26 protein-coding genes and 1 pseudogene are annotated in these 26,346 nt (G+C 47.4%); 6 read left to right on the top strand and 21 right to left on the bottom strand.

What is annotated here, in order from left to right:
- Nucleotides 1-5: 5 nt before the first annotated feature.
- The 12 genes from ACZ5EJ_RS07510 to rimP all read right to left on the bottom strand — a co-directional run bounded on the left by ACZ5EJ_RS07510 (nt 6) and on the right by rimP (nt 11,696).
- Nucleotides 6-530 (bottom strand): DsbE family thiol:disulfide interchange protein, encoded by a 525-nt coding sequence (locus ACZ5EJ_RS07510; RefSeq protein WP_011634686.1) that lies wholly within the window; start codon nt 528-530, stop codon nt 6-8.
- On the bottom strand, nt 527-2,572 hold the full coding sequence (locus tag ACZ5EJ_RS07515; RefSeq protein WP_011634687.1) for a heme lyase CcmF/NrfE family subunit: 2,046 nt from the start codon (nt 2,570-2,572) through the stop codon (nt 527-529). The genes ACZ5EJ_RS07510 and ACZ5EJ_RS07515 overlap by 4 nt, the downstream gene beginning before the upstream one ends.
- 40 nt (nt 2,573-2,612) lie before the next feature.
- Nucleotides 2,613-3,062 (bottom strand): cytochrome c maturation protein CcmE, encoded by a 450-nt coding sequence (gene ccmE / locus ACZ5EJ_RS07520; protein WP_011634688.1) that lies wholly within the window; start codon nt 3,060-3,062, stop codon nt 2,613-2,615.
- A 2-nt stretch (nt 3,063-3,064) separates the two neighbouring features.
- Nucleotides 3,065-3,274, bottom strand: coding sequence for a heme exporter protein CcmD (gene ccmD / locus ACZ5EJ_RS07525; RefSeq protein WP_340626515.1), 210 nt, complete (start codon nt 3,272-3,274; stop codon nt 3,065-3,067).
- The gene (gene ccmC, locus ACZ5EJ_RS07530) at nt 3,238-3,981 is read right to left on the bottom strand and encodes a heme ABC transporter permease CcmC (RefSeq protein ID WP_011634690.1); all 744 of its coding nucleotides are present in this window, start codon (nt 3,979-3,981) and stop codon (nt 3,238-3,240) included. Before ccmC ends, ccmD begins: the two co-directional genes overlap by 37 nt.
- A 102-nt stretch (nt 3,982-4,083) precedes the next feature.
- A complete protein-coding gene (ccmB, locus tag ACZ5EJ_RS07535) occupies nt 4,084-4,743 on the bottom strand; it encodes a heme exporter protein CcmB (RefSeq protein ID WP_011634691.1) in 660 nt (219 codons plus the stop codon).
- Between the two features lie 6 nt (nt 4,744-4,749).
- Entirely contained in the window at nt 4,750-5,364 is a 615-nt protein-coding gene (gene ccmA, locus ACZ5EJ_RS07540; RefSeq protein ID WP_011634692.1) for a cytochrome c biogenesis heme-transporting ATPase CcmA, read from the bottom strand.
- A 110-nt stretch (nt 5,365-5,474) separates the two neighbouring features.
- Nucleotides 5,475-6,464: a tRNA pseudouridine(55) synthase TruB gene (gene truB, locus ACZ5EJ_RS07545; RefSeq protein WP_011634693.1), complete on the bottom strand. Its 990-nt coding sequence runs from the start codon at nt 6,462-6,464 to the stop codon at nt 5,475-5,477.
- 84 nt (nt 6,465-6,548) lie between these two features.
- Nucleotides 6,549-6,902, bottom strand: coding sequence for a 30S ribosome-binding factor RbfA (gene rbfA / locus ACZ5EJ_RS07550; protein ID WP_011634694.1), 354 nt, complete (start codon nt 6,900-6,902; stop codon nt 6,549-6,551).
- 52 nt (nt 6,903-6,954) lie between these two features.
- Nucleotides 6,955-9,621 (bottom strand): translation initiation factor IF-2, encoded by a 2,667-nt coding sequence (gene infB, locus ACZ5EJ_RS07555; protein WP_011634695.1) that lies wholly within the window; start codon nt 9,619-9,621, stop codon nt 6,955-6,957.
- Between the two features lie 118 nt (nt 9,622-9,739).
- Nucleotides 9,740-11,212 (bottom strand): transcription termination factor NusA, encoded by a 1,473-nt coding sequence (gene nusA, locus ACZ5EJ_RS07560; RefSeq protein ID WP_011634696.1) that lies wholly within the window; start codon nt 11,210-11,212, stop codon nt 9,740-9,742.
- 52 nt (nt 11,213-11,264) lie between these two features.
- Nucleotides 11,265-11,696, bottom strand: a complete 432-nt coding sequence (rimP, locus tag ACZ5EJ_RS07565) for a ribosome maturation factor RimP (protein ID WP_041353794.1) — start codon at nt 11,694-11,696, stop codon at nt 11,265-11,267.
- A 417-nt stretch (nt 11,697-12,113) separates the two neighbouring features.
- On the opposite strand from rimP, the gene ACZ5EJ_RS07570 reads away from it, so the two are divergent.
- Together ACZ5EJ_RS07570 and ACZ5EJ_RS07575 are read left to right on the top strand one after the other, a co-directional pair.
- Nucleotides 12,114-12,398 carry a transposase gene (locus ACZ5EJ_RS07570; RefSeq protein ID WP_074456092.1) on the top strand — a complete coding sequence of 95 codons (285 nt, stop codon included), beginning with the start codon at nt 12,114-12,116 and terminating at the stop codon, nt 12,396-12,398.
- Between the two features lie 281 nt (nt 12,399-12,679).
- Complete coding sequence (locus ACZ5EJ_RS07575; RefSeq protein WP_011634698.1) at nt 12,680-13,117, top strand: DUF1841 family protein; 438 nt, start codon at nt 12,680-12,682, stop codon at nt 13,115-13,117.
- A 73-nt stretch (nt 13,118-13,190) separates the two neighbouring features.
- Here ACZ5EJ_RS07575 and ACZ5EJ_RS07580 read toward each other — a convergent pair whose 3' ends face one another.
- The 3 genes from ACZ5EJ_RS07580 to ACZ5EJ_RS07590 all read right to left on the bottom strand — a co-directional run bounded on the left by ACZ5EJ_RS07580 (nt 13,191) and on the right by ACZ5EJ_RS07590 (nt 15,935).
- Entirely contained in the window at nt 13,191-13,517 is a 327-nt protein-coding gene (locus tag ACZ5EJ_RS07580; protein WP_011634699.1) for a c-type cytochrome, read from the bottom strand.
- Between the two features lie 32 nt (nt 13,518-13,549).
- The gene (locus ACZ5EJ_RS07585; protein ID WP_011634700.1) at nt 13,550-13,876 is read right to left on the bottom strand and encodes a c-type cytochrome; all 327 of its coding nucleotides are present in this window, start codon (nt 13,874-13,876) and stop codon (nt 13,550-13,552) included.
- A gap of 112 nt (nt 13,877-13,988) precedes the next feature.
- Complete coding sequence (locus ACZ5EJ_RS07590; protein ID WP_011634701.1) at nt 13,989-15,935, bottom strand: ATP-binding cassette domain-containing protein; 1,947 nt, start codon at nt 15,933-15,935, stop codon at nt 13,989-13,991.
- Between the two features lie 230 nt (nt 15,936-16,165).
- Here ACZ5EJ_RS07590 and selD point away from each other — a divergent pair, with 230 nt between their 5' ends.
- On the top strand, nt 16,166-17,215 hold the full coding sequence (selD, locus tag ACZ5EJ_RS07595) for a selenide, water dikinase SelD (RefSeq protein ID WP_011634702.1): 1,050 nt from the start codon (nt 16,166-16,168) through the stop codon (nt 17,213-17,215).
- On the top strand, nt 17,208-18,374 hold the full coding sequence (gene mnmH, locus ACZ5EJ_RS07600) for a tRNA 2-selenouridine(34) synthase MnmH (RefSeq protein ID WP_011634703.1): 1,167 nt from the start codon (nt 17,208-17,210) through the stop codon (nt 18,372-18,374). The genes selD and mnmH overlap by 8 nt, the downstream gene beginning before the upstream one ends.
- Nucleotides 18,375-18,722: 348 nt before the next feature.
- On the opposite strand, the gene ACZ5EJ_RS07605 is transcribed toward mnmH, so the two are convergent.
- The 5 genes from ACZ5EJ_RS07605 to rsmI form a co-directional block, all read right to left on the bottom strand.
- On the bottom strand, nt 18,723-20,291 hold the full coding sequence (locus ACZ5EJ_RS07605) for an FAD-binding oxidoreductase (protein WP_011634704.1): 1,569 nt from the start codon (nt 20,289-20,291) through the stop codon (nt 18,723-18,725).
- Entirely contained in the window at nt 20,288-21,013 is a 726-nt protein-coding gene (locus ACZ5EJ_RS07610; RefSeq protein WP_011634705.1) for a hypothetical protein, read from the bottom strand. Before ACZ5EJ_RS07610 ends, ACZ5EJ_RS07605 begins: the two co-directional genes overlap by 4 nt.
- 10 nt (nt 21,014-21,023) lie before the next feature.
- On the bottom strand, nt 21,024-21,476 hold the full coding sequence (locus tag ACZ5EJ_RS07615) for a c-type cytochrome (protein WP_207204467.1): 453 nt from the start codon (nt 21,474-21,476) through the stop codon (nt 21,024-21,026).
- 167 nt (nt 21,477-21,643) lie between these two features.
- Nucleotides 21,644-22,681 carry a dihydroorotase gene (pyrC, locus tag ACZ5EJ_RS07620; protein WP_011634707.1) on the bottom strand — a complete coding sequence of 346 codons (1,038 nt, stop codon included), beginning with the start codon at nt 22,679-22,681 and terminating at the stop codon, nt 21,644-21,646.
- Nucleotides 22,682-22,778: 97 nt separating this feature from the next.
- Nucleotides 22,779-23,675: a 16S rRNA (cytidine(1402)-2'-O)-methyltransferase gene (rsmI, locus tag ACZ5EJ_RS07625; protein WP_011634708.1), complete on the bottom strand. Its 897-nt coding sequence runs from the start codon at nt 23,673-23,675 to the stop codon at nt 22,779-22,781.
- A gap of 141 nt (nt 23,676-23,816) precedes the next feature.
- On the opposite strand from rsmI, the gene ACZ5EJ_RS07630 reads away from it, so the two are divergent.
- Together ACZ5EJ_RS07630 and ACZ5EJ_RS07635 are read left to right on the top strand one after the other, a co-directional pair.
- The gene (locus tag ACZ5EJ_RS07630; RefSeq protein ID WP_011634709.1) at nt 23,817-25,607 is read left to right on the top strand and encodes an ABC transporter ATP-binding protein; all 1,791 of its coding nucleotides are present in this window, start codon (nt 23,817-23,819) and stop codon (nt 25,605-25,607) included.
- Between the two features lie 105 nt (nt 25,608-25,712).
- Nucleotides 25,713-26,063, top strand: a complete 351-nt coding sequence (locus ACZ5EJ_RS07635) for a YraN family protein (RefSeq protein WP_011634710.1) — start codon at nt 25,713-25,715, stop codon at nt 26,061-26,063.
- Between the two features lie 37 nt (nt 26,064-26,100).
- Here the strand turns inward: ACZ5EJ_RS07635 and ACZ5EJ_RS07640 are convergent.
- Nucleotides 26,101-26,231, bottom strand: a pseudogene (locus tag ACZ5EJ_RS07640) (IS481 family transposase); the annotation flags it as partial.
- Between the last annotated feature and the right edge of the window lie 115 nt (nt 26,232-26,346).

Genomic DNA, 26,346 nt, shown 5'->3' on the forward strand with positions numbered 1-26,346 from the left:
CCAACTCAACTCTTCAGTTCCTTGATTAAAGGAAGAATTTTATCTTTCAGTGATTCAACCGTTACCGGGCCAATATGCTTATACCTGATAATGCCTTGCTTATCGATTACATAAGTTTCTGGCACGCCATAAACGCCATAATCAATACCGACTTTCCCATCCGCATCAACGATACTGGTTTCATAAGGGTTACCATATTGTCTAAGCCACTGCATGGCAGTATCACGCTGATCTTTGTAATTCAGACCATAAATTGGAACAATACCCAGCTTTGAGAGTTCTACCAGCACAGGGTGCTCATCACGACAAGCCACACACCAGGAAGCCCAAACATTCAACATCCATACTTTTCCAAGATTATCCTCAGACGAAAGCGTCTTACTGGAATCATAGAGTTGTTGCAGATGAAAAATGGGTGCGGGTTTATCTATTAATGGAGATGGCACTTGACGCGGATTCAAGGTCAAACCAATTCCTAGAAAGATTACTAATATTACAAATATCGCGAGAGGCAGCAGGAAACGCATCATGCTTTACCACCTTCCTCCGAAAGAGTAACAGAATTGGTCACCATAATATCTTTGGCAGGTATATCTGCAGCACCAGGTGTTTCAGCTGCTTTGCGGCGATATTTTTTATTAATAGCAAGGCGGTAACGCCGATCACTGACAGATAGAGCTCCTCCCAGAGCCATCAATATGCAACCAAACCAGATCCAGTTAACAAAAGGTTTGTGATAAACCCGTACTATCCAGGCATCATTCTCCAATGGTTCACCCAGTGCCACATACAGATCACGCAGAAACCCCATATCAACATCAGCCTCGGTCATCGGCATACCTGAAGCGGTGTAAGTTCTTTTCTCAGGGAAAAGCTCACTTATTTTCTTGCCCTCTCTGAACACCTCAATCTGTCCTTGAGATGCATTGTAGTTAGGGCCAGGAACCGATTTCGTTCCATTAAATTGAAATGTGTAATCTTTAAGTGTTACGGTACTACCTACTTCCATACGCACATCTTTTTCAGTTTCATAGCCGTTAACCAGCGTAACACCAATGATAAATACTGCGATACCGAAGTGTGCGCAATGCATACCATAATAGCTCCTTGGTTGTTTCACCAACTTAGTGATCAACCCACCTTCCCCACTATTCTGGAGTCGGTGCCTAATACCGACAAATATACTGGTCACAACCCAGAAAGCCAGTAGTAACCCAAAACTGACCATAGGTTTCCATTCACCCATAATGAACGGCATAATTCCTGCAGCCACCACGCTCACCACAAATGCCCATCTCAACAGCACCGTCAGGGCGGGCAGGCTAGCTTTCTTCCAACGAGCAACTGGCCCCAGCCCCATCAGAAAAATGGCTGGTGCCATTAAAGGCACAAAAACTGCCTCAAAATAGGGAGGGCCAACAGAAATTTTCCCTAAATTAAGCGCATCAATAAGAAGAGGATAAAGCGTGCCTAATACCACGCTGCCCGCCGCAACTAGCAGCAATACATTATTAGCAAGTAAGGTAGTTTCACGTGAGACAATCTCAAAGTTACCCCCCAAACCCACTTTGGAAGCGCGCCATGCAAACAGTGTTAATGAACATCCTACTACCAGCGATAGATAGATCAGGATAAATATCCCACGTGCCGGATCAGTCGCAAAAGCATGCACAGAAGTCAGAACCCCGGAACGTACCAGGAAGGTTCCTAACAAACTTAATGAAAAGGCAGTGATTGCCAATAATATCGTCCAGCTCTTAAAACTTCCACGTTTCTCAGTTACCGCCAGTGAATGAATCAATGCTGTACCCACCAACCAAGGCATAAATGATGCATTCTCAACTGGATCCCAGAACCACCAGCCACCCCAGCCAAGTTCATAATATGCCCACCAGCTACCAAACATGATGCCAATAGTCAGGAAAATCCAGGCAACAATCGTCCAGGGACGTGACCATCTTGCCCAAGCCGCATCCAACTGCCCACTAAGCAGTGCTGCAATTGCAAATGCAAATGCAACTGAAAAGCCAACATACCCCATATACAACATGGGTGGATGCATAACCATTCCAGGATCTTGCAACAATGGGTTCAGATCATTCCCTTCGATTGCGGCAGGTAATAATCGATCAAATGGATTAGAAGTAAACAGAAGAAACAACAGAAAACCAGCACTAACCAATCCTAAAACAGCCAAAACACGAGCCACCATGTCATCCGGTAATTGGCGACTGAAAACACTCACAGCAACCGACCAGCCGGCAAGTATGGTTACCCACAGCAATAGAGAACCTTCGTGAGATCCCCACGTGGCAGCAAAACGAAAATGTAAAGGTAAATCTGAATTTGAATGAGACGCCACATTCAATACAGAAAAATCATTGTTCAAGAATGAATAGGCGAGACAGCCAAAAGCAATGGTAGTAAATACAAACTGACCCTGCGTGACTGGACGCGCCAAGGCTACCCACGAAGGTATTCCACGTGTCGCACCAATAAGGGGCAAAGTTCCCTGAATCAAGGCCAGCAACATTGCAAGTATGAGGGCGAAGTTACCAAGTTCCGGAATCATGGTTTAAAATTATTCCTTGTTTTAAATTACGGGATAAAACTCACTGTGTAAAAGAGGTTTTCTGTGCTTTGGCAGCTTGTTCCAATGCAGCGGCAGCTTCAGGTGGCATGTAATTTTCATCGTGTTTGGCGAGCACTTCATCAGCATAAAAAACACCATCATCTGCCATTTTCCCCTGTGCTACGACACCCTTCCCTTCTTTAAACAGATCAGGAAGAATCCCTGTATAAACCACCCGAATCACCTCTGCAGTATCCGTTATGGCAAACTTCATGGTTGTACCGTCTCCATGTCGCTTGAGTGAACCTTCTTCTACTAGTCCACCCACTCTGAAGCTTTTTCCAACAGGCGCTTCTTTTGCAGCTACCTGACTGGGACTAAAGAAAAAAACCAAATTACTCTGAAATGCATTCAGTACCAGTACAACAGAGACTGCCAATGCACTAACACTCAATGCAATAACAGCCATTTTTTTATGACGTGGCTTCATTTCTATCCTCGCAAAATTGATCTTCTACTCTGACCAAGGTGCTTGTATAAAGTTCGTTTGCGACCACGAATCAATACAACTTCACCAATTACGCATATCATTGCAACAAGATAAGACCCCCATACATAAAGGCCATAGCCGCCCATAGCAAAAAAATCAGACAAGCTCTCCCATTTCATTCTAATACTCCTTCCTTCAACTCCGATACCCATGCCGTGTGGCGCTCACGCTCCAGAATAATGAGACGAGTACGGATCAGAATTATTACAATTGAATACATCCATGCTGCCAAGGTCATGATCAGCATGCCGGATAACATGGCAGTTGCCATCTTGGGAGATTGAACCAGGCTAACGGAAGCACCCTGATGGAGGGTATTCCACCACTGCACCGAGAAATAAATAATCGGGACATTGACAACGCCCACCAGAGCAATGACCGCTCCAGCCTTATCCGCACGCTTTGGATCATCAATAGCTGCCTGCAGCGACATAAAGCCGATATACAAAAAGAACAGTATTAACTCTGATGTTAGGCGAGCATCCCAGACCCACCATGTTCCCCACATTGGTTTCCCCCACCATGCTCCTGTCCACAGAGCAAGGAAAGCAAACATAGCACCTGTCGGCGCTATGGCACTGGCCACCATAGATGAAAGTCGAGTGTTAAATGCCAGCCCCACTCCGGCCCAGAATGCCATAACCACATACAGAAACATTGACATCCAGGCAGCCGGGACATGGATAAAAATAATTCGGTAGGCCTCACCCTGTTGAAAATCTGTCGGAGCTACAAAAAAACCAATATACAAACCCACGATCAGTAAAGTAATCGCTAAAGCCGTAAAATAGGGAAGCATCCGGCCCGCCAGAAAGTAAAAACTTGCGGGAGAGGCATATTTAAACCAATTGATTGTCATGTTCTGAATATTCTCTCTGAATTGATCCAGTAGATAAAATTACGCTCTACTACCATACCAACAAACGCAACATCACTATTATTTCTGGGCACATCCTTTCTATCAGCTCATGGATATCCGGAGAGAGGCAGCTGTTGCCCAAGGTGAAAAAACGATAGAAACCAGCAAAAGTGCACCCAGTATCGAAAAATGGGCCCCAAACTCCATCCCGGCGCTACTCGCTTCAACCGCGCCTGTACCAAAAATTAATACCGGAATGTAGAGCGGCAAAACCAGTATCGACACTAATACCCCCCCTCCTCTTAATCCCAGCGTTAACGCAGCACCGATTGCACCGATCAAACTTAGTACAGGAGTTCCCAGCAGCAATGAAAGCGTCAGCACAAGCAAGGCATCTCCGGCTAAGTCATACTGAATCCCCAATACCGGGGCCATCAATACCAGAGGAACCCCTGTTACCAACCAGTGTGATATTGCTTTCCCGGTGACCAGCGCCGCCAGGGAAACAGGGGAAAGCAGCATTTGCTCCAAGGTGCCATCTGCATAATCACTGGAGAACATACGTCCAAGTGATAACATCGAAGCCAGCAAAGCTGCCACCCAGACCACACCCGAGGCCATTGTCCGCAGTATGCTGGGTTCAGGCCCCACACCCAATGGAAACAAGCTGACAACTATTATGAAAAAAAATAGCGTTGTCAACACATCAGAGCGTCGGCGCATTGCCAGCAATAAATCCCGTTTAACTATCCACCAGATCATATCGAATCAGGATAAAGTCAAATGATGAACAGCTGCAGCAGTCATGACAATTTCCTGATGAGTGGTCATAATGACCATGCCTCCTTTCGATAGATTATGTTCCAGTATCTCTTTAATCAGCTTCACCGCTGCAGTATCCAGCGCGGTCAAAGGCTCATCCAATATCCACAACCTAGTCTGCACCACCAGCAGACGCGCCAAAGCCACCCGTCTGCGTTGTCCTTGTGATAATACTTTGGCCGGCAGCATCTCACGCCCCGCCAGCCCAATCTGCCCTAACGCATCTGCTGCTTGATTTTCATCAATCTCACAATCAGCCAATGCACAGGATATCCGTAAATTCTCGAGAGCAGTCAGATCATCCTTGATACCACCCAGATGCCCTAGATAGGTCATCATGCCACGATAATCTCCGTCCAGATCCCGAATATCCATTCCATTCCAGAGAATCTCACCACTATCAGGTGACGATAATCCACACAACAATCTTAGCAAGCTGGTTTTACCGCTACCGTTAGGTCCGCCAACAAACATCAGCTCACCGGGATTTACTGAGAAGAAAATGTTACTGAAGAGTTTATGCTCCCCTCGTATACACTCCAGGTTCCTGGCCGTCAACATCTAAATAATAATTGAGCCGCAATCATAAAAGTTGGAGATTATAGCGTATTGCTGATTTCTTAGTGGTGCTGCCAGTGCTTGGATATATAAAAATCATTCTGCTCTTTTTTCTAGCCTATTGAATCAGCTAACCCGCCTGCTGCTGTAACAGCGGCCAACACAACCATTCTTCTGGGTGCGATGACCTCGGAATCAACCCACTCTCCGAGACCAAGAAAAATATTCTCCCTATCGTATAGCTTCAATTTGGGACTGGCCAGGAACAGGGGGCGCGATCTGTCCTTCCTGATTTTCTGCCCTTGCTGCAAACGCACCACTTCATCGTCATCAAACACCATAGAAGGAATGTCGCTTAAAAGGCTATCAATTGGATACAAAAATTTCAAGCGGTCAGAAGGCTGCTCGGATTCGAGCTGATCCAGATTGCAAGCTTGCGATAAATCGAAATGGCCGACACCAGTACGGGAAAGCGCGGTGAGATAAGCGCCGCCATAGCCAAGCGCCTTTCCAATATCTTCTGCCAGTGTACGAATATAGGTGCCTGAACTACAACGGACCGCAATCATCATCTCAAAACCCGACAAAGCATTGAGAGATATACTGTGAATTACAATTTCACGCACCTTGCGCTCAATTGTAATTCCCTCTCGTGCATATCGATAAAGTGGTTTGCCATACAGCTTCAGCGCGCTGAACATGGGCGGAATCTGATTTGATCGGCCAAGAAAGGTTTGCAGGATTGCAGTTACTTGCCGAGAATCAGGTGGACACGCATCAGATTTAGCTACCCGCCTGATTTCACCCTCAGCATCCCCTGTACTACTGATATAACCAAGCTGAAGAGAGGCTTTGTAGGTTTTATCCGCGCTCAGCAAAGCTGAAGAAAACTTGGTGGCTTCACCAAGACAAATTGGCAGCAAGCCTTGTGCCATCGGATCCAACGTGCCAGTATGACCGGCCTTTGTTGCTGACAACAAACGCTTACTGATTTGAAGAGCCCGGTTAGATGAGATGCCAACAGGCTTGTTGAGTAACAAAACCCCATTACAGTTAACTGATTTAAGCTGAACAGATCTTGCTGATGATAAGAGTTTGACCAAAAAATTTTAGCTAGCTAAATGTAATTCTAGGTTATATCGCCATATCGCATAAAACGCCAATTCTGTAGATATCACCAATCAGGATCAGGTTTTACCTACAGCCTCATCGATCAATCTGGAGAGTTTTATTCCGCGCTCGATAGATTCATCATAAACAAATTGTAACTTCGGAATAATTCTCAACCTGATTTTACCAGCCAGCTGACTGCGCAGAAATCCTGCGGCCCGCTTCAATCCTTCCTCCGCAAGCTGAGCATTTTCATTACCTCCCAGCGTAGTATAGAAAACCTTGGCATAAGTATAATCCCGCGTCACCTCCACCCCGGTTAACGTTATCATCCCGATTCGCGGATCCATTATTTCATTCTGGATCAACGAAGCCAATTCACGCTGAACCTGGTCAGCCACTCGTAAGGTACGGGAAAAATCCTTCGGCATGATTACCTCCTCTTCAATCAGGCGAGTTATTCATCGCGCCTGATGTACAGCATCACAATACACGGGCGGTTTCAACGATCTCATACACTTCAATCTGATCACCCTGTTGAATGTCATTAAAGTTCTTCAATGAAAGTCCGCATTCGAAACCAGATTTAACTTCCTTGACATCATCCTTGAATCGCTTCAGAGAATCCAGACTGCCACTATGTATAACAACACCGTCACGCAGTACTCTTACCGGCGCATCGCGTCGAATTAATCCTTCAAGCACATAACAACCAGCCACGACACCAACTTTGGATATCCGGTAAATCTCGCGAATATCGACCAAACCCAGGATTTTTTCCTTGCGATCTGGCGTCATCATTCCCGACAAGGCCTTTTTAACTTCATCAACTGCTTCATAGATGATGTTGTAATAGCGCACATCCACCCCGGTTGAAGCAATCAGCTTGCGTGCCCCCAGGTCAGCACGACAGTTGAACCCGATGACAACTGCTTTGGACGCAAGAGCCAGATTAATATCAGATTCAATAATTGCTCCGACCCCGCTATGCACGATATTGATCTTCACCTCATCGGTTTCCAGCTTCTTCAATGCGTAAGCCAGTGCCTCGCATGATCCCTGCACATCGGCCTTAATAATCAGATTAAGTGTACTGATGTCCTCCTGATGGCCGAATACATCTTCCATTTTTGCCACATGAAGTTTGTCCAGTCGGACATCGCGGAATTTACCTTGGCGGAAAAGAGCAATTTCCCTGGCTTTGCGTTCATCACTAAGTGCTATAAACACTTCACCCGCCGCAGCAACTTCAGACAATCCCTGAATCTCAACAGGAATCGAGGTGCCCGCTTCACTGACGGATTTGCCTCGCTCATCCAGCATTGCTCTGATCTTACCGAATACAGCTCCAGTAAGGACAACGTCACCTCGTCTCAAAGTTCCGGACTGTACCAGAACTGTTGCAACCGGGCCACGGCCCTTGTCCAAACGTGATTCAATAATCACTCCTTTCGCCGGCGCATCCCGCACAGCCTTCAGCTCCAGCACCTCTGCCTGCAATAAAACAGCTTCCAGCAACTCATCAATTCCCTGACCAGTTTTTGCTGAAACACCAATAAACATGGCATCCCCTCCCCAATCTTCAGGCACAACGCCATGATTGACGAGCTCTTGTTTAATACGTTCAAGATTGGCTTCTGGCTTGTCCATTTTATTAACAGCCACAACAATGGGTATACTTGCTGCCTTGGCGTGATGAACTGCCTCAATCGTCTGCGGCATCACACCATCATCAGCTGCCACTACCAATATGACTATATCGGTAATTTTGGCACCACGGGCACGCATGGCCGTAAACGCCTCATGCCCTGGGGTATCCAGAAAGGTAACTACGCCACGCGAGGTTTTGACGTGATAGGCCCCGATATGTTGCGTAATACCGCCGGCCTCTCCACCCGCAACACGCGTTCTGCGAATATAGTCCAGCAATGAGGTTTTGCCATGATCAACGTGTCCCATCACCGTCACTACCGGGGCACGCGACTCCATCCTGGCTTCGTCAGGAGATAAATCAACTTCTTCCAAGAAGGCTTCCGGGTTATCCGGTGCAGCGATCTTGGCTACATGCCCCATCTCTTCAACAACAATCATAGCTGTATCCTGATCCAGCATTTGATTGATTGTCACCATGTTGCCCATTTTCATCAATACCTTGATAACTTCGGCTGCCTTGACCGCCATTTTTTGTGCCAGTACAGCAACCGAAATCGTTTCAGGGATCAATACCTCATGCACAACCGGCTCAGTTGGCGCTGAAAATGCATGCTGGGATTGCGACTCATCCGACCTGCTCCTGCCGTGTTTATCTTTGCGCATGCGCCATTCCTGCCCACCAGATACATCTCCACGTGCTTTTGATTCACGACGCTTAACTGGCTCATCCTTCCATGCTTCCTGCTGTCTGGCCTGTTTCTTTTTCTTCTCGCCCTTTTCTTCCGGTTTTACAGCTGGCTTCTGCGGAGCACGTTCCTTGGCCGCCGGAGTCGTTTGAGTAGTTACTGTAATCGTAGCAGAGGGAGTTACAGCAGCTGTTTCAGTAGATTCTGGTTGAGTTGCAGCTACAGATCCTGACACAGCCGCCGTTTCCGACCCAGGCTCTTGAACCTGGGTGGATTCTTTTTTCACCTCAGTCTGAGCTGTTACTTGCTGTCTTCGTTTTTCCTGTTTCTCTTTCAGTTCCGCAGCCTGGCGCGCCATTAATTCCGATCTTTTTCTGGCTTCTTCAGCACGCAAAGCGATTTGTTCAGCATCAAGTACAGATTTTACCGGAACAGCTTCCGGCGCTTCCGGTGCTTCAGCTGTTCTCAGAGAGACATCTTCAGCTGCTCTTTTGCCAGCCGCATCAGATTCATCCTGTTTGGTAGTCAACACCCGTTTTTTTCTGACCTTGACCTCGATAGTTCTAGGTCTTCCCGCACTATCTGATTGCTTTATCTCTGTTGTTTGCCTACGCGCCAGAGTGATCTTGGTTCTTGATCCACTACTACCATGTGATTTGCGCAGATAATCAAGAAGCTGCGTCTTATCCTGCTCTGTCACAAAATCTGCTGCGGAACGTTTAGCAACTCCGGCAGCTTGAAGTTGTTCCAGCAACAAATTGGGCAGCATACCCAGATCATGTGCAAATTGCTCTACAGTCATTTGAGTCATCAGCAACCCTTTACCCCAAATCCAACAAAAATCATAAAAAACAAAATCAATATTTCCTTAACCAACTCATATCCCGCTCCGGAAACAGATACGGGATTTGTCCGCTTTATATCGAAATTCAAGTAAACCAGGGTTCGCGTGCCTTAATAATAATTTTGCTTGCCCGATCAAGATCCACACCCGTCAACTCGACCAGATCATCCGCCGCCAGATCAGCAAGCTCTTCCTGAGTGCTGATCCCTTTAGCAGCCAACTCACGCACAAGATCAATATCCATTCCTTCCAACGCAAGTAATGCTTCAGACGCATGTCCGATTTTTTCTTCTGTTACAATCGCAGCCGTCAACAAAACATTGCGGGCACGATTACGTAACTCTTCAATTGTCTCATGATCAAATTCCTGGATTTCCAGCATTTCTTCAATTGGAATATACGCAATTTCTTCCAGTGTAGAAAAACCCTCATCTACCAGGATACGCCCGACCTCTTCATCCACATCAAGCTTTTCCATAAATAATTCACAGATGGAAGCAGCTTCCTCCTCACTCTTTTCGTGAGATTCTTCCACTGTCATGATATTGAGCTGCCAGCCCGTCAACTCTGATGCCAGCCGAACATTCTGCCCGCCTCGCCCGATAGCCTGAGCCAGATTTTCCTCATCCACTACAACATCCATACTATGCTTATCTTCATCCATTACTATACTGCTAATCACAGCAGGCGCCAGCGCATTCACGACAAATGTAGCCTGATCATCTGACCATTGAATAATATCCACCCGCTCACCCGCCAGCTCACCGGTAACCGCCTGTACCCTAGAACCACGCATACCAACACAAGTACCAATTGGGTCAACACGCGCATCATTTGATTTAACCGCGATTTTTGCCCTGGAACCCGGATCTCTAGCTGCCGCCCTGATTTCCAGAATACCCTCCTCTATCTCCGGCACCTCAAGTTCGAACAATTTGACCAGAAAATCTGCTGAAGTTCTGGATAACACCAGTTGTGGTCCTCTGACAGCACGATCAATTTTGAGCAGATAAGCGCGAACGCGATCCCCCATTCTCAGATTCTCATGCGAGATCATTTGATCACGCGGCAAAACTGCTTCGATCTTGCCGAATTCAATGATCGCATTCCCGCGATCCATACGCTTGATCACACCACTTACTAGATACTCCCCGCGCTCAAGAAAATCATTCAAATTCTGTTCGCGTTCGGCATCTCGTATTTTCTGAAAGATAACCTGCTTCGCGGCCTGTGCCCCGATCCGGTCAAATGTAACATCCTCCATTAGCTCTTCCGTATATTCACCCGGAACGGATTGCGGATTCTGCTTTACAGCCTCAACCAGTGCAATTTGCCGTTCAGGATGCTCCACTACATCATCGGCAACAATCAACCATCTGCGAAAGCATTGAAATTCACCCGTATCTCGGTCGATAGAGACACGTACATCAATATCATCCCGGGCATGCTTCTTGGCAGCAGAAGCCAGAGCCATTTCGAGTGCGGTAAAAACAATGTTTTTATCCACATTCTTCTCATGCGCCAAAGCATTGACCAACAGTAAAATCTCGCGGCTCATATTCCTCCAGCCCTATTTTTCAACCTTACATCCATCGACAGATTTACCCGAATTACAATTTTGGAATCAGCCGGGCCTTTTCCAGATTTTTCAATTCAAACTGCAACAACTTTCCGTCAACATTCAACATCAGGGCATCATCCCCCACTTCGGTCAGTGTCCCCACAAAATTTCTTTGCCCTTGTAAAGCAATTCGCAACCTAATCCGGATAGATTCCCCCACAAAACGGACAAAATCAGCTCTTTTCTTCAAAGGCCTATCCAAGCCCGGTGATGAAACCTCAAGCCGGTTGTAATCAATATTTTCTACAGCCAGCAGCTGACCTAAATGATTGCTGACAGCAACGCAATCAGCAAGCGTTATCGCCCCATCCTTTTTATCCACAAACACCCGCAACAATCTGCCTGGAGCAGATTGTTCAATATCAACAAGCTCATACCCCATACCAGCAATCGTTGGTTCGAGCAGCTCAAACAATGACATAGCCTCACCACAAATAAAAAATGGGCCAACCAGCCCACCTTCAAAACACATTTGTATTATAGCAAGGATTACAGTCCATAAAAACAGAAATTTATTTTACACCAATGTTTCCAATAGGTTATCACGAGTTACATCTAAAGCACACATCAAAGCAATCGATCCCGTCGACATAAATATCGGCCTCAAATACCCCAATTCAGGATTAATACCTTCTGCACTTGCAGATGCAAAAACTACTGGATTCCAATCCTCGCCAGATAACCGTCGAGGTCAGAGTCTGTGCCTGATGTATACGGATTGTGTCTCATCCTGAATTTGTCCATCGGGCTAAATTCTGTGTATCTTCTTCTATATATTTCCAATGGATTACTGAGATTCAATTCACGCATGAATAGAGACACAGTAGGTAGGCAAAGGATGGAATCCTATTATTTGGGCAAGGCAGACGATCCAGGACGCAGCGGCACGAGCAATCGTCAATTTGTAGAAGCTTGTTTCTGGATAACGCACTGTGGCAGCCTCTGGCGCGACTTACCAGCCGCATTTGGCAAATGGAACACAATCTCTTCAAGCGCTTGCAAGACTGGAGCAAGGTTTGGTGTATTCAAGCGTATTACTTTGCGCTGCAACAAAACCGACTACAGCTTCTCGTCAGTCATTTACCTGCTATCTATTATCTCAGCTCCAAGTAAATCTCAATAGCGTCTAGCCAAAATACAACCTCACAAGAAATTCGTAAAGAAAAATCTGCCACGAATAACTGCGTTATCAGGAAGCAGGGACGCTGTATTGTAGCTCGATCAATAAAGTCAGAAAATTCACGAGCTATCAATATTTCATGTTATTTTATCCCGAACAATAACAGCCCTTCCCCGGGGCGATTACCTCAGTCATTAAAGCTTCGCCAGCTTTATTATGTTGAATAACCAGGTATCAAGACAAATCCACCATCACTTATCAGAATTTTTGCAGGATTTACGGTAATGTTCAATCCAACAAGAAACCAGGCACGGCAGCTATTCTTTGATACGTGGCACAAATACCAGCAAAGAGAACCACTATCCGGCATGGAAACCATAGCAGTGGAAGTTATCCTACAGCACCCGGAATATCATTCCATACTACAGGATACCGAACGGTATCTTGACAAGGATTATCCACCTGAGCAGGGCAAAATAAATCCCTTTCTACATATGAGTATGCACATCGCCATCCGGGAGCAACTTACCATCAATCAGCCAACCGGTATCCTTCAGCGCTTCGAACAATTGAAAATCAAGCTACAAGGGGACGAGCATGAGGCGATGCATCACACGATGGATTGTCTTGCAGAAATGCTCTGGCAGTCACAGCGCAATCAATCATCCCCTGATGCCAGTATTTATCTGGAATGCATGGATAAGCAGATCGGAAACAAATAAAAAACGAAATGCACCTCGGGGTATCGGATGCATTCCGCTCACAGCCTCCGTATACGGGGTATACGGAGGTGTACTATCTCTTAACTTGCAGGCCTGATTGACTGGAATAATAAAATGCCAGATTTTCGATATCATCTGCACTCAGGGCAGCCGCCATTCCGGCCATCACCGGGTCTTTACGTGCGCCTGATTTATAATCTTTCAATGCTTTTACGATATAGGTTCTAGGTTGGCCACCAATTTTCGGGAACATCGGCACCGGACTGTTACCATCCACACCATGACAGGATGCACAAACTTCCTCAGCCTTCTTTTTGCCAGCATCAATATCTGCTGCGATCAGCTGCCCCGACAGAAGAAATATTACTCCGCTAACAGCGGCCACCAAATAGCTTTTCATGTTATTTATATCCCTTGGATTAAGAAGAATGATCAATTGCCAGCGTAATAAGCAGCCAAGGCATCAATATCCTCATCGGAAAGAGTTCCTGCAATACCAACCATTGTCGGGTGGTTACGCTCTCCAGATCTGTAATCTTTCAGCGCCTTAACCAGGTAAGGCAGGTGTTGTCCGCCCAGTTTCGGTACATGATAAACAAACGGATATGCGGTGCGATATCCTTCAATACCATGGCAGCCCTGGCACATGGCGATCTTGCTCTTAACTGAATCAGTGTTTCCAGCTGCATCTGCCACGCCGGAAAACGACAGAATCATGCCAGAAGCGATAAGTAGTTTAACGGCAGCTGCCTTTTTCACTTTTGCATCCTCCTCTCAAAAAAGCGAACTTTAAACGATGGGTGTTGTTTAGTCAATGAAGGTTGTAGCTATGTCCCTGTTGTGTATAGGGAAATTATTTCTTCAGCACTTTTTACCCTTTCTTTTTACAAATTGTTTCCACAACGATCTGCTTGTTTTCCAGCATCTCCCAGCGGGAATAGTATGCCGCAAGCTCTTTTTCCAGCTCAGCCGCACGCGCCTGCAATACCATTGCATCATAAGGGTTGTTTTTATAAATAACAGGGGTACTCAATTTCTGGCCAACTATTATTTGTTCTTTTTCAAGGATATCGATTTTCTCCGGCAATGCTTCCAGCTCTTTAGTTTCCTGATAACTTAATCCGGCAGGGCCAGGTGATTTATCTTTTTTGACCACCTGGGGCGATTTGATTATCGATCTGAGAGAGTCACTACTTTCCTGCTGTGGCGTTTTTACATTTGATTTGGATTGCAACCATTCCTGATAGCCGCCTGCATATTCACGCAGATACCCATCTCCTTCAAACACAATGGCCTGGGTCACCACATTATCAATAAAGGCACGATCGTGGCTCACCAGAAAAAGCGTACCGCTATATTCCTGCAACAAGGCCTCCAGCAATTCAAGTGTCTCAATATCGAGATCATTGGTCGGCTCATCCAGAACCAGCACATTAGCCGGGCGTGTAAATAAGCGAGCAAGCAACAACCGGTTACGTTCACCGCCAGACAAAGATTTTACGGGCGAGCGGGCACGCTGCGGTGGGAACAGGAAATCCTCCAGGTAACTAATGACATGCCTGCGCGCACCATCAATTTCAACAAACTCTGAACCCTGGCTGATGGAATCAACCAAAGTTTTATCTTCATCCAATTGCTCCCGCAGTTGGTCAAAATAGGCTATGGATAACTTGGTGCCCAGTCGTATCGTCCCAGAATCTGGTTGCAACTCACCTAGTATTAGTTTCAGCAAAGTGGACTTACCGGAACCATTAGGGCCAAGCAACCCGACACGATCACCCCGCATGATACGACAAGAGAAATCTCGAATAATCATTTTATCTCCGTAGCGCTTGGTCACATGTTCCAGTTCCGCGACCAGCTGCCCGGAATGCTGCCCTGCATCCACCCGAAAACTAACATTCCCAACCCGGTCCCGCCGGGCCGCACGCTCCAACCTCAGCGCTTCCAGTCTTCTAACTCGGCCTTCATTACGCGTCCGTCTGGCTTGAACTCCCTTACGTATCCAGATTTCCTCCTGATCCAGCGCCTTATCGAATTTCCGGTTATGAACCGCTTCGATTTCCAGCAGCTCAGCTTTCTTTTGCTGATATGCCGAAAAATTACCGGGAAAACCTTTCAGCTCCCCACGATCCAGCTCAATGATGCGGGTCGCTACGTTATCCAGAAAACGTCGGTCATGAGTAATGAATATCATGCTGCCGGAAAACCCCTGCAGCATTTCCTCAAGCCATTCTATCGACGAAAAATCCAGGTGGTTAGTTGGCTCATCCAGCAGCAGCACATCCGGTGACACAACCAGCGCCCGCGCCAGTGCCACCCGCTTGCGTCCTCCTCCCGATAACGTTCCTACAATCGTATCTTCCTGTAGATCAAGTCGGTTGATCGCCGTTTCCACCTTATGATGAAGACTCCAGCCATTTTGGGATTCAAGCACGCTCTGCAACTGCTGCATACGATCAAGCAGCTTCTCGGTATCTGCTCCCTCCTCCCCCAGCGCATGAGATACCTGATGATAATCTAGCAAGGTCTGTGCCAGTGTACCAAGCCCTCGGGCAACCTCTGCAAATACTGATTCATTCTCATCTAGCACCGGCTCCTGCGGGATATAAGCAACGTTTACACCAGGTGCCATCCACAGTTGCCCGTCATCCAGTTTGATCTCACCTACCAGCGCACGCAACAGACTGGATTTACCGGTGCCGTTGCGCCCGATCAATCCAACCCGTTCGCCCGGATCAAGTTGCAACACGGCTTGATTGAGCAAAGCATGGTGACCAAAGGCTAAACAGGCGTTATCGAGTGTCAGAAGCGGCATGGAAAATTATTAATCAACTGAGGAAAAACAGTGTCTTTGAAGCAGAGATATTACTGTCCTCTAAAATATCAAGACAGGCTAACTTAACAACCATAACATTATTATACTACTGCCTCAAACTGGCGACAGAAGATCGCTGTGCTGACAACCTGAAAACCCGTTTAATTCGGCACTAACCAGTATTTCACTGGATACTCGTTACAGCAGAACACTTTTTATTTTGAATATTTATGCATCCAGAAAAAATCGCACTGACACAAACGGTACAAAAAGGCGGGTGTGCCGCCAAGGTTGCCGCCACAACATTACACCGGATTTTGCAGCAAGTCAGATTTCCAGCTGCACACTCTGCGTTGATGGTGGATGGCCGCTATTTTGACGATGCCGCCATCTACAAAATCAATGAACAAACTGCTCTGGTGCAAACACTGGATTTCTTCACGCCGATTGTTGATACTCCAAGACTGTTTGGTGAAATTGCTGCCGCCAATGCTATCAGCGATGTGTATGCCATGGGTGGCAGGCCCGTTACCGCCATGGGTATTCTGGCATTTCCGCTGGCCACCTTATCCGAACACATCATCGTTGATGTCCTGCAAGGTGCCAGCGATAAGATCGCTGAAGCAGGTGCCAATTTTGTCGGCGGCCATTCAATTGATGATGACACCTTGAAGTTTGGCCTATCGGTCACCGGGTTAGTCAATCCGCAGCAGGTATGGACCAATGCCAACGCACAATCGGGAGATCATTTGGTTTTGACCAAGGCGCTGGGAACAGGCACCCTGACAGCCGGAATAAAACGGCAACAATTGCAGGAGAAGGACATCATGGACGCGCTAGAAAGCATGGCGGCCATCAATAACGTCATCGACTATCTATCACCGGATTTGCTGGCAGCTATCCATGCCGCTACCGACATCACCGGCTTCGGCTTTTCCGGCCACGCCATGCAACTAGCAAACGCCAGCAACGTTACCCTGAGCATTGCAACTGGTAATCTTCCCAGGTTTGACAAAGCTTTCTACTGTCTGAAAAATAGTTTTCTGACCAAAGCACACCGGACCAATGCAGAGTACACCACGCCACATATCGACGATGCAAAACTGGATGCGCTGTACAAACTGCTAATTCACGATCCGCAAACCAGTGGTGGTTTATTATTAAGCGTGGTGCCCGAAGCCAGCCAGCTCGTGCTGCAGGCACTGCGCACATACTTCAAGCCAGCAGCAATAGTGGGAACCGTTCATCCTCGTCAAGATAAAGCGGTGCAATTTGAATAATCCAAACATTGATAGCGATGAGCTAACAGCTTTATTCACAGCGGATACGCCACTGATTGACGTACGTGCACCGCTTGAATTCATACTGGGATCCCTGCCCGGCTCAGTCAATCTGCCCATCCTCAACAACGAAGAACGTGCACTGGTCGGCACTACTTACAAACAGCAAGGTTCCGAGGCAGCAGTCATGCTTGGCCATGAGATGATTTCGGGTCAGGCAAAACAGGATCGTCTGCAGCAATGGCTTGATTTTATCCGGCAACATCCCCGAACCGTGCTGTATTGCTTTCGAGGAGGAAAGCGCTCGCAGATCACGCAACAATGGTTGAAAGATGCTGGTGTCGACAGGCCATTGATCATCGGTGGTTATAAGCAGGCACGCCAATTTTTGATCAACACAATTGACCGGTTCAGTGAAAACCACACGCTACTGGTCATTACCGGACCAACGGGCAGTGGCAAAACCCAGCTAATCCAGGAGATCAGAAACAGTTACCCGGTACTTGACATCGAAGCCCTTGCCCGGCATCGTGGCTCGGCTTTTGGAGGAATGTCTCTCCCCCAGCCCACACAAATCGATTTTGAGAATCAGTTGGCTGTCAATTTGCTCAAACTGAAACAGAACTATCTGTTTGATCCAGTCGTTGTGGAAGACGAAAGCCGACATACCGGCAGGGTATATTTACCAGCCAGCTTCTTTGAACACATGCGCAGCTCTGAAATCATCTGGGTGGATGAACCATTGAATACCAGGGTAGATAACATATTCGGAGATTACATTGTTGCTACCCCTATCGGCCAAGCACAGCAGGCTCGGCGCAACACACAACCATTGTCTTCTGCTACGGAAATTCAGGAAATACTGTGCCAACAAGCGCTGTTATTATTCGACAAATACGCAAGTGCCTTGCAGGCAATCAGCAAAAAACTGGGAGGAGTTAGGTTTCAGGAAGTATCACAGGATCTGGAAAACGCCCGATCCAGCTTTGTAAACAGAAATGAAATTCAATCAAACAAGACCTGGATTGAAAAACTGGTGAGATATTACTATGACCCACTGTATCTCGGCTCACTACAACGCCGCCAGGTCAATCCCTGCTTCAAGGGCTCAAGGCAAGCAGCAATCGATTATCTGCGGGCTCGCAAACAACACGCTTGACGTATCTCCTTCCGCTTGCCACCCCAAATGCCATGGATGATTACCAGCATGGCGGAAGAAAGTGCCACAAAATCGTTCAGAATACTCGCAGATAACAGTAGGAAAATATCGATAGAACCAGACAAATAAACGAAAATGTGGCCTTGGTCATACTCCAATTTTATCTTGACATGATGTGGAATCAAATACCTGTAAGAAACCTTACGTAATCCATATCCTTCTCAATACTTACCGCCTGCATATACAATAGAAACAACCTGCGTATCTCTTTCATACGACTACTGTTCACTCTGATCAAAAAAACAGCTTCACCTGTTTCGTAGATTGCAATCCGCGCGGCAGCAATCATCATTCTTCGAAAGTATCGAGATCGATTCCAGATTTACCCGGCGCCAAGATATTATTTGGATCGAGCGCTCGTTTAATTGCGTGTTCGACCCGACGCTTTACTGGACCATAGCTTTGTGCGACACGCTCCATAAAGGCAGTATTGACGCGGTAGACGGCATATCCCTCTTTTTCGAATTCATTGATCAGTTCATGAAAACACCGATAAGCAGATTCGGTTTCTTCCCTACTGGTGCGATCGTACAGCACATCGATGACATGATGCATATCGCGCCAACCGACAATGAATTCACCCACGTAATCCAAACCGTGTTTGTTGAGGATTTTTTTGGCCAGCGTCTTCTGTTTGTCACATTCATTGCCACGGGCCTGGCTAACCGGTGCAAACCACATGGAGCCGCCACCTCCACGCCAGTTGTACAATCCGAATTCCTGCAGATTAGGCACACCGGACATCAGCTCGGCACGATACTTGAACGGCTGAGTATCGCCTGCTTCCTCCTGAGTAATGATCGTGCCCTTACCTGATTTTTTAATTGTTTCGGTGACGATCTTCCAGTTAACGTCAACCTGTTCCTGAGTGCCGTACAATGCGGCATAAACGTTCCAGGCACCCAGATTTTTATCATGCTGAATCTGCTTGAGTACTGAATCCGGTGTCGCTCCACGCCCGGTCATGTATTCGGAGCGACGTACGTTGGCACTTCCCGCCTCCCACAAAACATTAGCAATTACCACCGAGTTTGGAATGACCTGGGTAATCCGCAATGGACGCAGTAGTTCAACAATATCAGCAATATCGGATTCATGTTCGTACCTGATCTCGAATGGCTTGATTACTGGGGGCCTAGGCATCAGCCAGAAGCCCATCTTGGTACAAATGCCATAATTGGCTTGGGTAAACATGCCATCCAGAGTCGGGCCGTAGCCCCACTTGAATACCTGCCAGCTGTTATCCCCCTTGACACCCCCCATACCAGTTCTCAGTACTTCACCGTTAGCTAATACCAATTCCATACCACACTGCATCATAAAATGCTCACCGTACGGCGTATAGCCGACACCACGATCCATGGTATTGCCAACTGGCCCGGCAATCGCCGATGGTGCGGAAAATGACAACATCAGAGGCAAATTATTTTCCTGAAGGTAGTCATATAACTGCCCATAGGTCACCCCAGGCTCAACCAGCGCAGTGCATAGTTCTGGATCAACATGAATGATTTTATTCATTTTTTTGAGATCAAGTATCACCTGGCCACGATGGTGTGGTGCAGCAGAGCCATAACCGAAATTGCGACCAGTAGAAATGGTCCAGATTGGGATCTTGTATGTGTTGCAGATTTTGACAACCTCTTGAACTTGTTTCACAGTCGTTGCGACCAAAGTAGCTGATGGCGCATGCTCGGCATCATCTACCGGCATCATGATTTTTGTGTAGGCAATGAGCTGTTCTGGTCTGGTCAATACATTTTTATCACCCAACAATTTTTGGAATGCTTCAATAGCTTTCTGAAATTCCTGCTGGGAAACACCACGAGGCAACACATCATGGTTTTGCTCATTCATATTGAAACTCCTTGAATCTTAAAGGCAAAGGAAACGAAGTGTCCATTCAGCGGCGCTACCGACCCGCTGTTAATCTGTGGAGCCTCCGAAAAATCAACCAGATCATCACCAGTCAGCGCAAATCCAAGATCTGTGCTCCACTGAGCATCTTCCCGAACCCCTTCACGTGTGTACAAAATGGGTTCTAATACTTGTTCTTCTCTCTTTCGATGGCTTCCATGGATACAGCTGAAGCCACGTAAAGCAAGCTGATGCCCGAACAATCCACCTTGATCACCAGCAACCCTGCTGCTGTACAACAGATGGCGGGATTGTTCTGGCTCCACCGTATGCTGTCCCAGCCAGCGCATACAAGCGCCTGTGGAACGAGCCAGATCAATAATAAGTGTGCCACTGGCATCATCCACCAAACCAGTGATAACACACCCTTCTGTCGACATTTCCTTAATGCGGCGCTGCAACAGCAGCAGAAAATCCCGTTCTATGTTGATGTCATGTACTTCCATATTGGCACCACCAGCAATCCAGGCACCCTGCAGAAAAGCTGAATGTTCTGTCTCCCCGTTTACCAGCAGTAGAGTCGTTTCCGGGTTGAAAAACTTGGCAGATTGGGCGCGGTTAGTAGCGGCGGCCAGAGCAACGCTTGGATTTGCCCATCCAAGACAACCTGAAACACCGCTCAGAACGATACCCTTGAGTAGTAGGCGACGCTGGATATCCATGGAATTACCCTCACTTTTTTTCAGGAGTGGTTTGTTGAATATATTGCCCGAGGGATTTCAAATCTTCGTTGCTAATATACGGCTCAGGAAAAGCAGGCATAGCTCGAAACCCGTGCCGCACGACATGGGTAATATACTCGGGCGGTAATTGCCGGCCTTTGATAGAAGGGCCAATCCCGGTGTCATGACAATAACCACACACCTTGGCATAAACGTTTTCACCGCCTGACCACTGACCACTATTTCCGAGATCTCTCTCTACAGCCTCTTCAGCAGCGTAAGCTGGCAAGATAAACAAGGCCATAGACAGCGTCATGCTGATCGTAAAAATTCGTTTTACAACCAGATCATCTTTTAGAAAGAACATTTCAACACCTCCGTTTATTGCTGACGGAAAAAGTAATCCGCAGGAAAAATATAGTTCCTGCATATAATCTGGCAAATCGTCTAGTTGCAGAAACAAAATTACCTGCTCTTTTCCAAAAAGGTAGGTTCAATAGGCGATCAAATGCGCATTAAAACAGCAGCAGAGCGGATTGTTCAGGTTGCTTGATTCAGGAACCAATCACAATAATCATCCATACAGTATATTCGCACTTATCTGATGAATCAAAATAAATCCACTCTCCATCATAACCTCCAGCAGACCTGTTCTCCTGCCCTAAGTGGCACTAACCTGTCTCCACCAAACTCGACCTCTCCAGGTATTTGCCAGCTTTCTTTGCTTAATGAAATTTGATCCGTGTTGCGCGGCAAGCCATAAAAATCAGGGCCGTAGAAACTGGCGAATGCCTCTAGCCGATCAAGCCTTCCAGCCTGCTCAAATATTTCAGCATAAAATTCAATCGCTGCGTGGGCGCTGTAAATACCCGCACAACCACAGGCTGATTCCTTATCTTTTAGTGGGTGTGGCGCACTGTCAGTACCGAGAAAGAAACGAGAATGACCGCTGGTTGCTGCTGCTACCAGCGCCTGGCGATGAATTTCCCGCTTTAGCACCGGCAGGCAGTAATGATGTGGTTGTAAACCACCTGTAAATAAAGCGTTGCGGTTCAGCATTAGATGATGCGCGGTAATCGTGGCAGCAATCCGGTTGGAAATCGACTGCACAAACTCAACCGCCTCTCGAGTGGTGATATGTTCAAATACCACCCTCAACCCCGGGAAACGCTGTAAAAGTGGGATCAGCACCCGATCTATAAAAATTTTTTCACGATCAAAAATATCCACTGCAGGATCAACCACTTCTCCATGCACAAGCAAAGGCATATCAAGCTTCTCCATCATCGCCAGTGTGGCCTTACAGCGGTCAATATCAGTAACACCAGCATCGGAATGTGTGGTCGCCCCGGCCGGATACAGCTTAACTGCCTGTACAATCCCGCTCGCCTTTGCTCGGCTAATTTCTTCAGGTGTAGTGGTATCGGTCAGGTATAGTGTCATTAGCGGCTCGAACTGGCCTACCAATTCCTGTGGCAAGGCAGACAAGATACGGGCACGATAGGCAGCCGCCTGTTCAGTCGTTACCACGGGCAGTTTGAGATTCGGCATGATCATGGCGCGCGCAAAACGCCGAGCAGTATCAGGTAAGACTGACTGCATAGCCTTGCCATCACGCAGATGCAAATGCCAGTCATCCGGGCGGGTAAACGTCAGCTTGTTTGTCATATCGTTCAATCCGGTTTTCCTCACAAATCAATAAACAAACACAAATTCTCCTCCAGAACTCCACAGCAGTAAAAATTTCCAAATCTGGCTGGATTTGTCACATCCCTGTCTTTTGTTCCAGCAGCGCCCGGGTATACAGTTTTTTCCTGCTCTCTCCGGTAATTTCTGCAGCCAGTTGCACGGCCTGTTTCAGAGGCAGATCTCTTTGCAGAATGGCCAGTGTATGCACGGCTTGCAGGCTGATATCTTCCTGATCTGGCTCTTCCTCTGGCGCCAGCAGCAAAACGAATTCACCTCGCAGCCGATTTTCATCTGCTCGCAGCCAATCCAGGGCTTCGCCCAGTATGCAGGTGTGAATCGTCTCGAAAATCTTGGTAAGTTCACGGGCAAATGTGATTTCACGGGTTGGGCCGAATACGGCAACCATATCTGCAACACATTCGAGTACGCGGTGTGGTGCTTCATAAAAAACCGGAATGCAAGCATACAATGTCTTGAGAGACGTCAATTTGCGCTGACGCTCACCACTTTTAGCTGGTAAAAATCCATAAAAGAAGAAGTGCGGGGCAATCAACCCGGAAGCAGACAAGGCGCACAGCGCCGCATTGGCACCGGGAATCGGCACTACCGGAAAATTTCGCGCACGCACCTGTTGCACCAGAAAAGCACCTGGATCAGAGATAGCCGGGGTGCCTGCATCAGAAATCAGAGCGACGGATTGACCAGATACCAACAGCTCAATGATTTTTTGCGCTGCGTTACCTTCGTTATGCTGATGCAACGGCGTGATTCGAGTATGTGTAGTGTTGTTATGCACAGCGATGTGTACAGTGTGTGCTGCCAGCAGTTTTTGTGCGCTCTGGACATGCTCGGCTGCAATGCAATCGACAGCAGATAGTACCTCCAGTGCACGCAGGGAAATATCACGCAAGTTCCCGATGGGTGTGCCAACCACATATAATGTTCCTTTAGATACTCCTGCTGCAGTTGGCATATTCTGGTTATAAAACGTCTGTTCCTATGATTTTCCACGGGCATAATCGCACTATACGGCAGTTCCTCTGCTTTTTCCATTTACAGTCAGCCAGCTTCCAGCCTGTTTAACCAGCTTAAATCCAAGCCAATCTGATATTTTATGACACCTGATCACACAACCGCCCCGCTGGTTCGTCTGCTGCGCTATGGCCATCTGTTTCGTGGCCGCATCTGGCTCGCCACGCTTTATTCGATTCTCAATAAGCTGTTTGATCTGGCGCCACCCGTGCTGATCGGTATGGCAGTGGATATTGTCGTCAATCAGCAAACTTCCATTTTCGCCCATCTGGGATTTCCGGATGTCTCCGCCCAGCTGTGGATACTGGCCATCCTCACGTTGATCGTCTGGGGATTTGAATCCATCTGGGAGTACCTGCTCAAGCTGTGTTGGCGCAATCTGGCACAGGATATCCAGCATACCTTGCGTCTGGATGCCTACAGTCATATCCAGAAACTGGAGCTGGCTTATTTTGAGGAACGCAGTACCGGGGGAATGATGGCGATTCTGAACGATGACATCAACCAGCTGGAGCGGTTTCTGGATGTCGGAGCAAATGATCTCATCCAGCTGCTAACTACTGTGATTACGGTAGGCGGCATGTTTATTTATCTGACTCCTGGTGTGGCGTGGATGGCGTTATTACCGATGCCGTTCGTCGTGGCCGGTTCTTATTTGTTCCAGAAGCGGATTGCTCCGCGCTATATGGCTATCCGCGAGCAGGTCAGCATTTTGAACAGCTATCTGTCCAATAATCTTAGCGGCATTGCCACCATCAAAAGCTATACGGCGGAGCAGCACGAATTGCGCCGGATCGAGCGTGAAAGCCATGTCTATCAGGAAAAAAACCAGCATGCAATTGCCCTCAGCGCCGCTTTTGTACCAATCATCCGTATGGTGATTGCACTGGGCTTCAGTGCCATTCTAGTGGCGGCGGGATTAATGGCTGCCGGTGGAGACCTCAATGTTGGCGCATACAGTATTCTGGTATTCATGACCCAGCGCCTGCTGTGGCCGCTCACCCGCCTGGGAGAAACACTTGATTTGTTCCAGCGGGCAATGGCTTCTACCCACCGTGTGCTGGATTTGCTCCAGGCTCAACCCACCATTACTGATGGGCCGCAAACCCTGACTACTGCACAGATTGGCGGGAAAATTGTTTTTGATGACATCAGCTTCCATTATGAGCGGCGTATTTCCACGTTAAATCATCTTTCTCTGACTATCCCCGCTGGCGAGACTATTGCACTGATCGGCGCTACCGGCAGTGGCAAAAGCACGATTGTCAAGCTGCTGCTGCGTTTCTATGAACCACAACAAGGCCGTATCCTGCTGGATGGTCATAACATCCGGGATTTACGCCTGCACGATCTGCGCAAATCAATCGGCCTGGTCAGCCAGGATGTTTACCTGTTCCACGGCACGGTGTATGAAAACATCGCCTATGGTTCTTTTGGCGCCAGCATGGAAGACGTGATCGCTGCCGCCAAGGCAGCCGAGGCACATGATTTCATCATAGAACTACCGGATGATTATCAGACCATCGTGGGAGAACGGGGACAAAAACTCTCCGGTGGCCAGCGGCAACGCATCTCCATTGCACGCGCCGTGCTCAAGGATCCGCCAGTGCTGGTACTCGATGAAGCTACTTCAGCAGTAGATAATGAAACAGAAGCCGCCATTCAGCGCTCACTGGAACGAATTACCATCGGTCGCACTACTATTGTTATTGCTCACCGCCTCTCCACTATCCGTAACGCTCATTGCATTTATGTGCTGGACAAGGGGGAAGTAGTGGAAACAGGTACGCACGAAGCACTCCTGACACATAATGGCCTGTATGCCAACCTGTGGCGGGTACAAACCGGTGAAAAGATAAAAGGGAATTTCTAAAAATCAGTAAAAAATTGCCTTTGCGAATGCCAATAGACCTTTAGCCGCAAGTGTAGCGTACTGAAGCAACCCGGAATAATTTTCCAATAAGTTACAGGTACTCCTATGTCATCCACGAAAAACAAAGGCAGTGATGCCGAACAACAGGCCACTATTTTTCTCCAACAACAGCAATTAACTCTGCTGGAAAAAAATTATCGCTGCCGGTTTGGTGAAATTGATCTCATCATGCAGGATGGCGACACGGTAGTATTTGTTGAGGTCAGAATGCGCGTTAATCAACTCTTTGGTGGTGCAGCTGCCAGCATCACGCCTGCCAAGCAGCTCAAGCTGACACGCGCCGCTCGGCATTATCTGGCAAGGTGTGATGAAGATTTTCCCTGCCGTTTTGATGCGATTCTGATTTCCGGTAACCGGGAAATTGAATGGATACAAAATGCATTTGACGAAGGCTGATGACGGGCTGCCTAATCAATGCAGCGCCATTAAACATAGGTAGTTGCTGGTTATACAGACTGACATAACGTATCAAGGTCTGTTCCAGATCTTCAGTACTATACTATTGAATCGATGTGTCTTGAGTACGTCAGCAATACGCCCGTTGAAACGCTCGACCATCCCATTGTGTTTGCGGAGCTATAGTGCTCCCCTTTTTCAAGATAGCAATTTAAGCTGGACACTGCCATAAGGAACGAGTCGTAATGAGCGAATCGAAAAGCAGAAATATCACAGCTCCGAG

Source organism: Nitrosomonas sp. TNE100 (genome assembly GCF_055387135.1).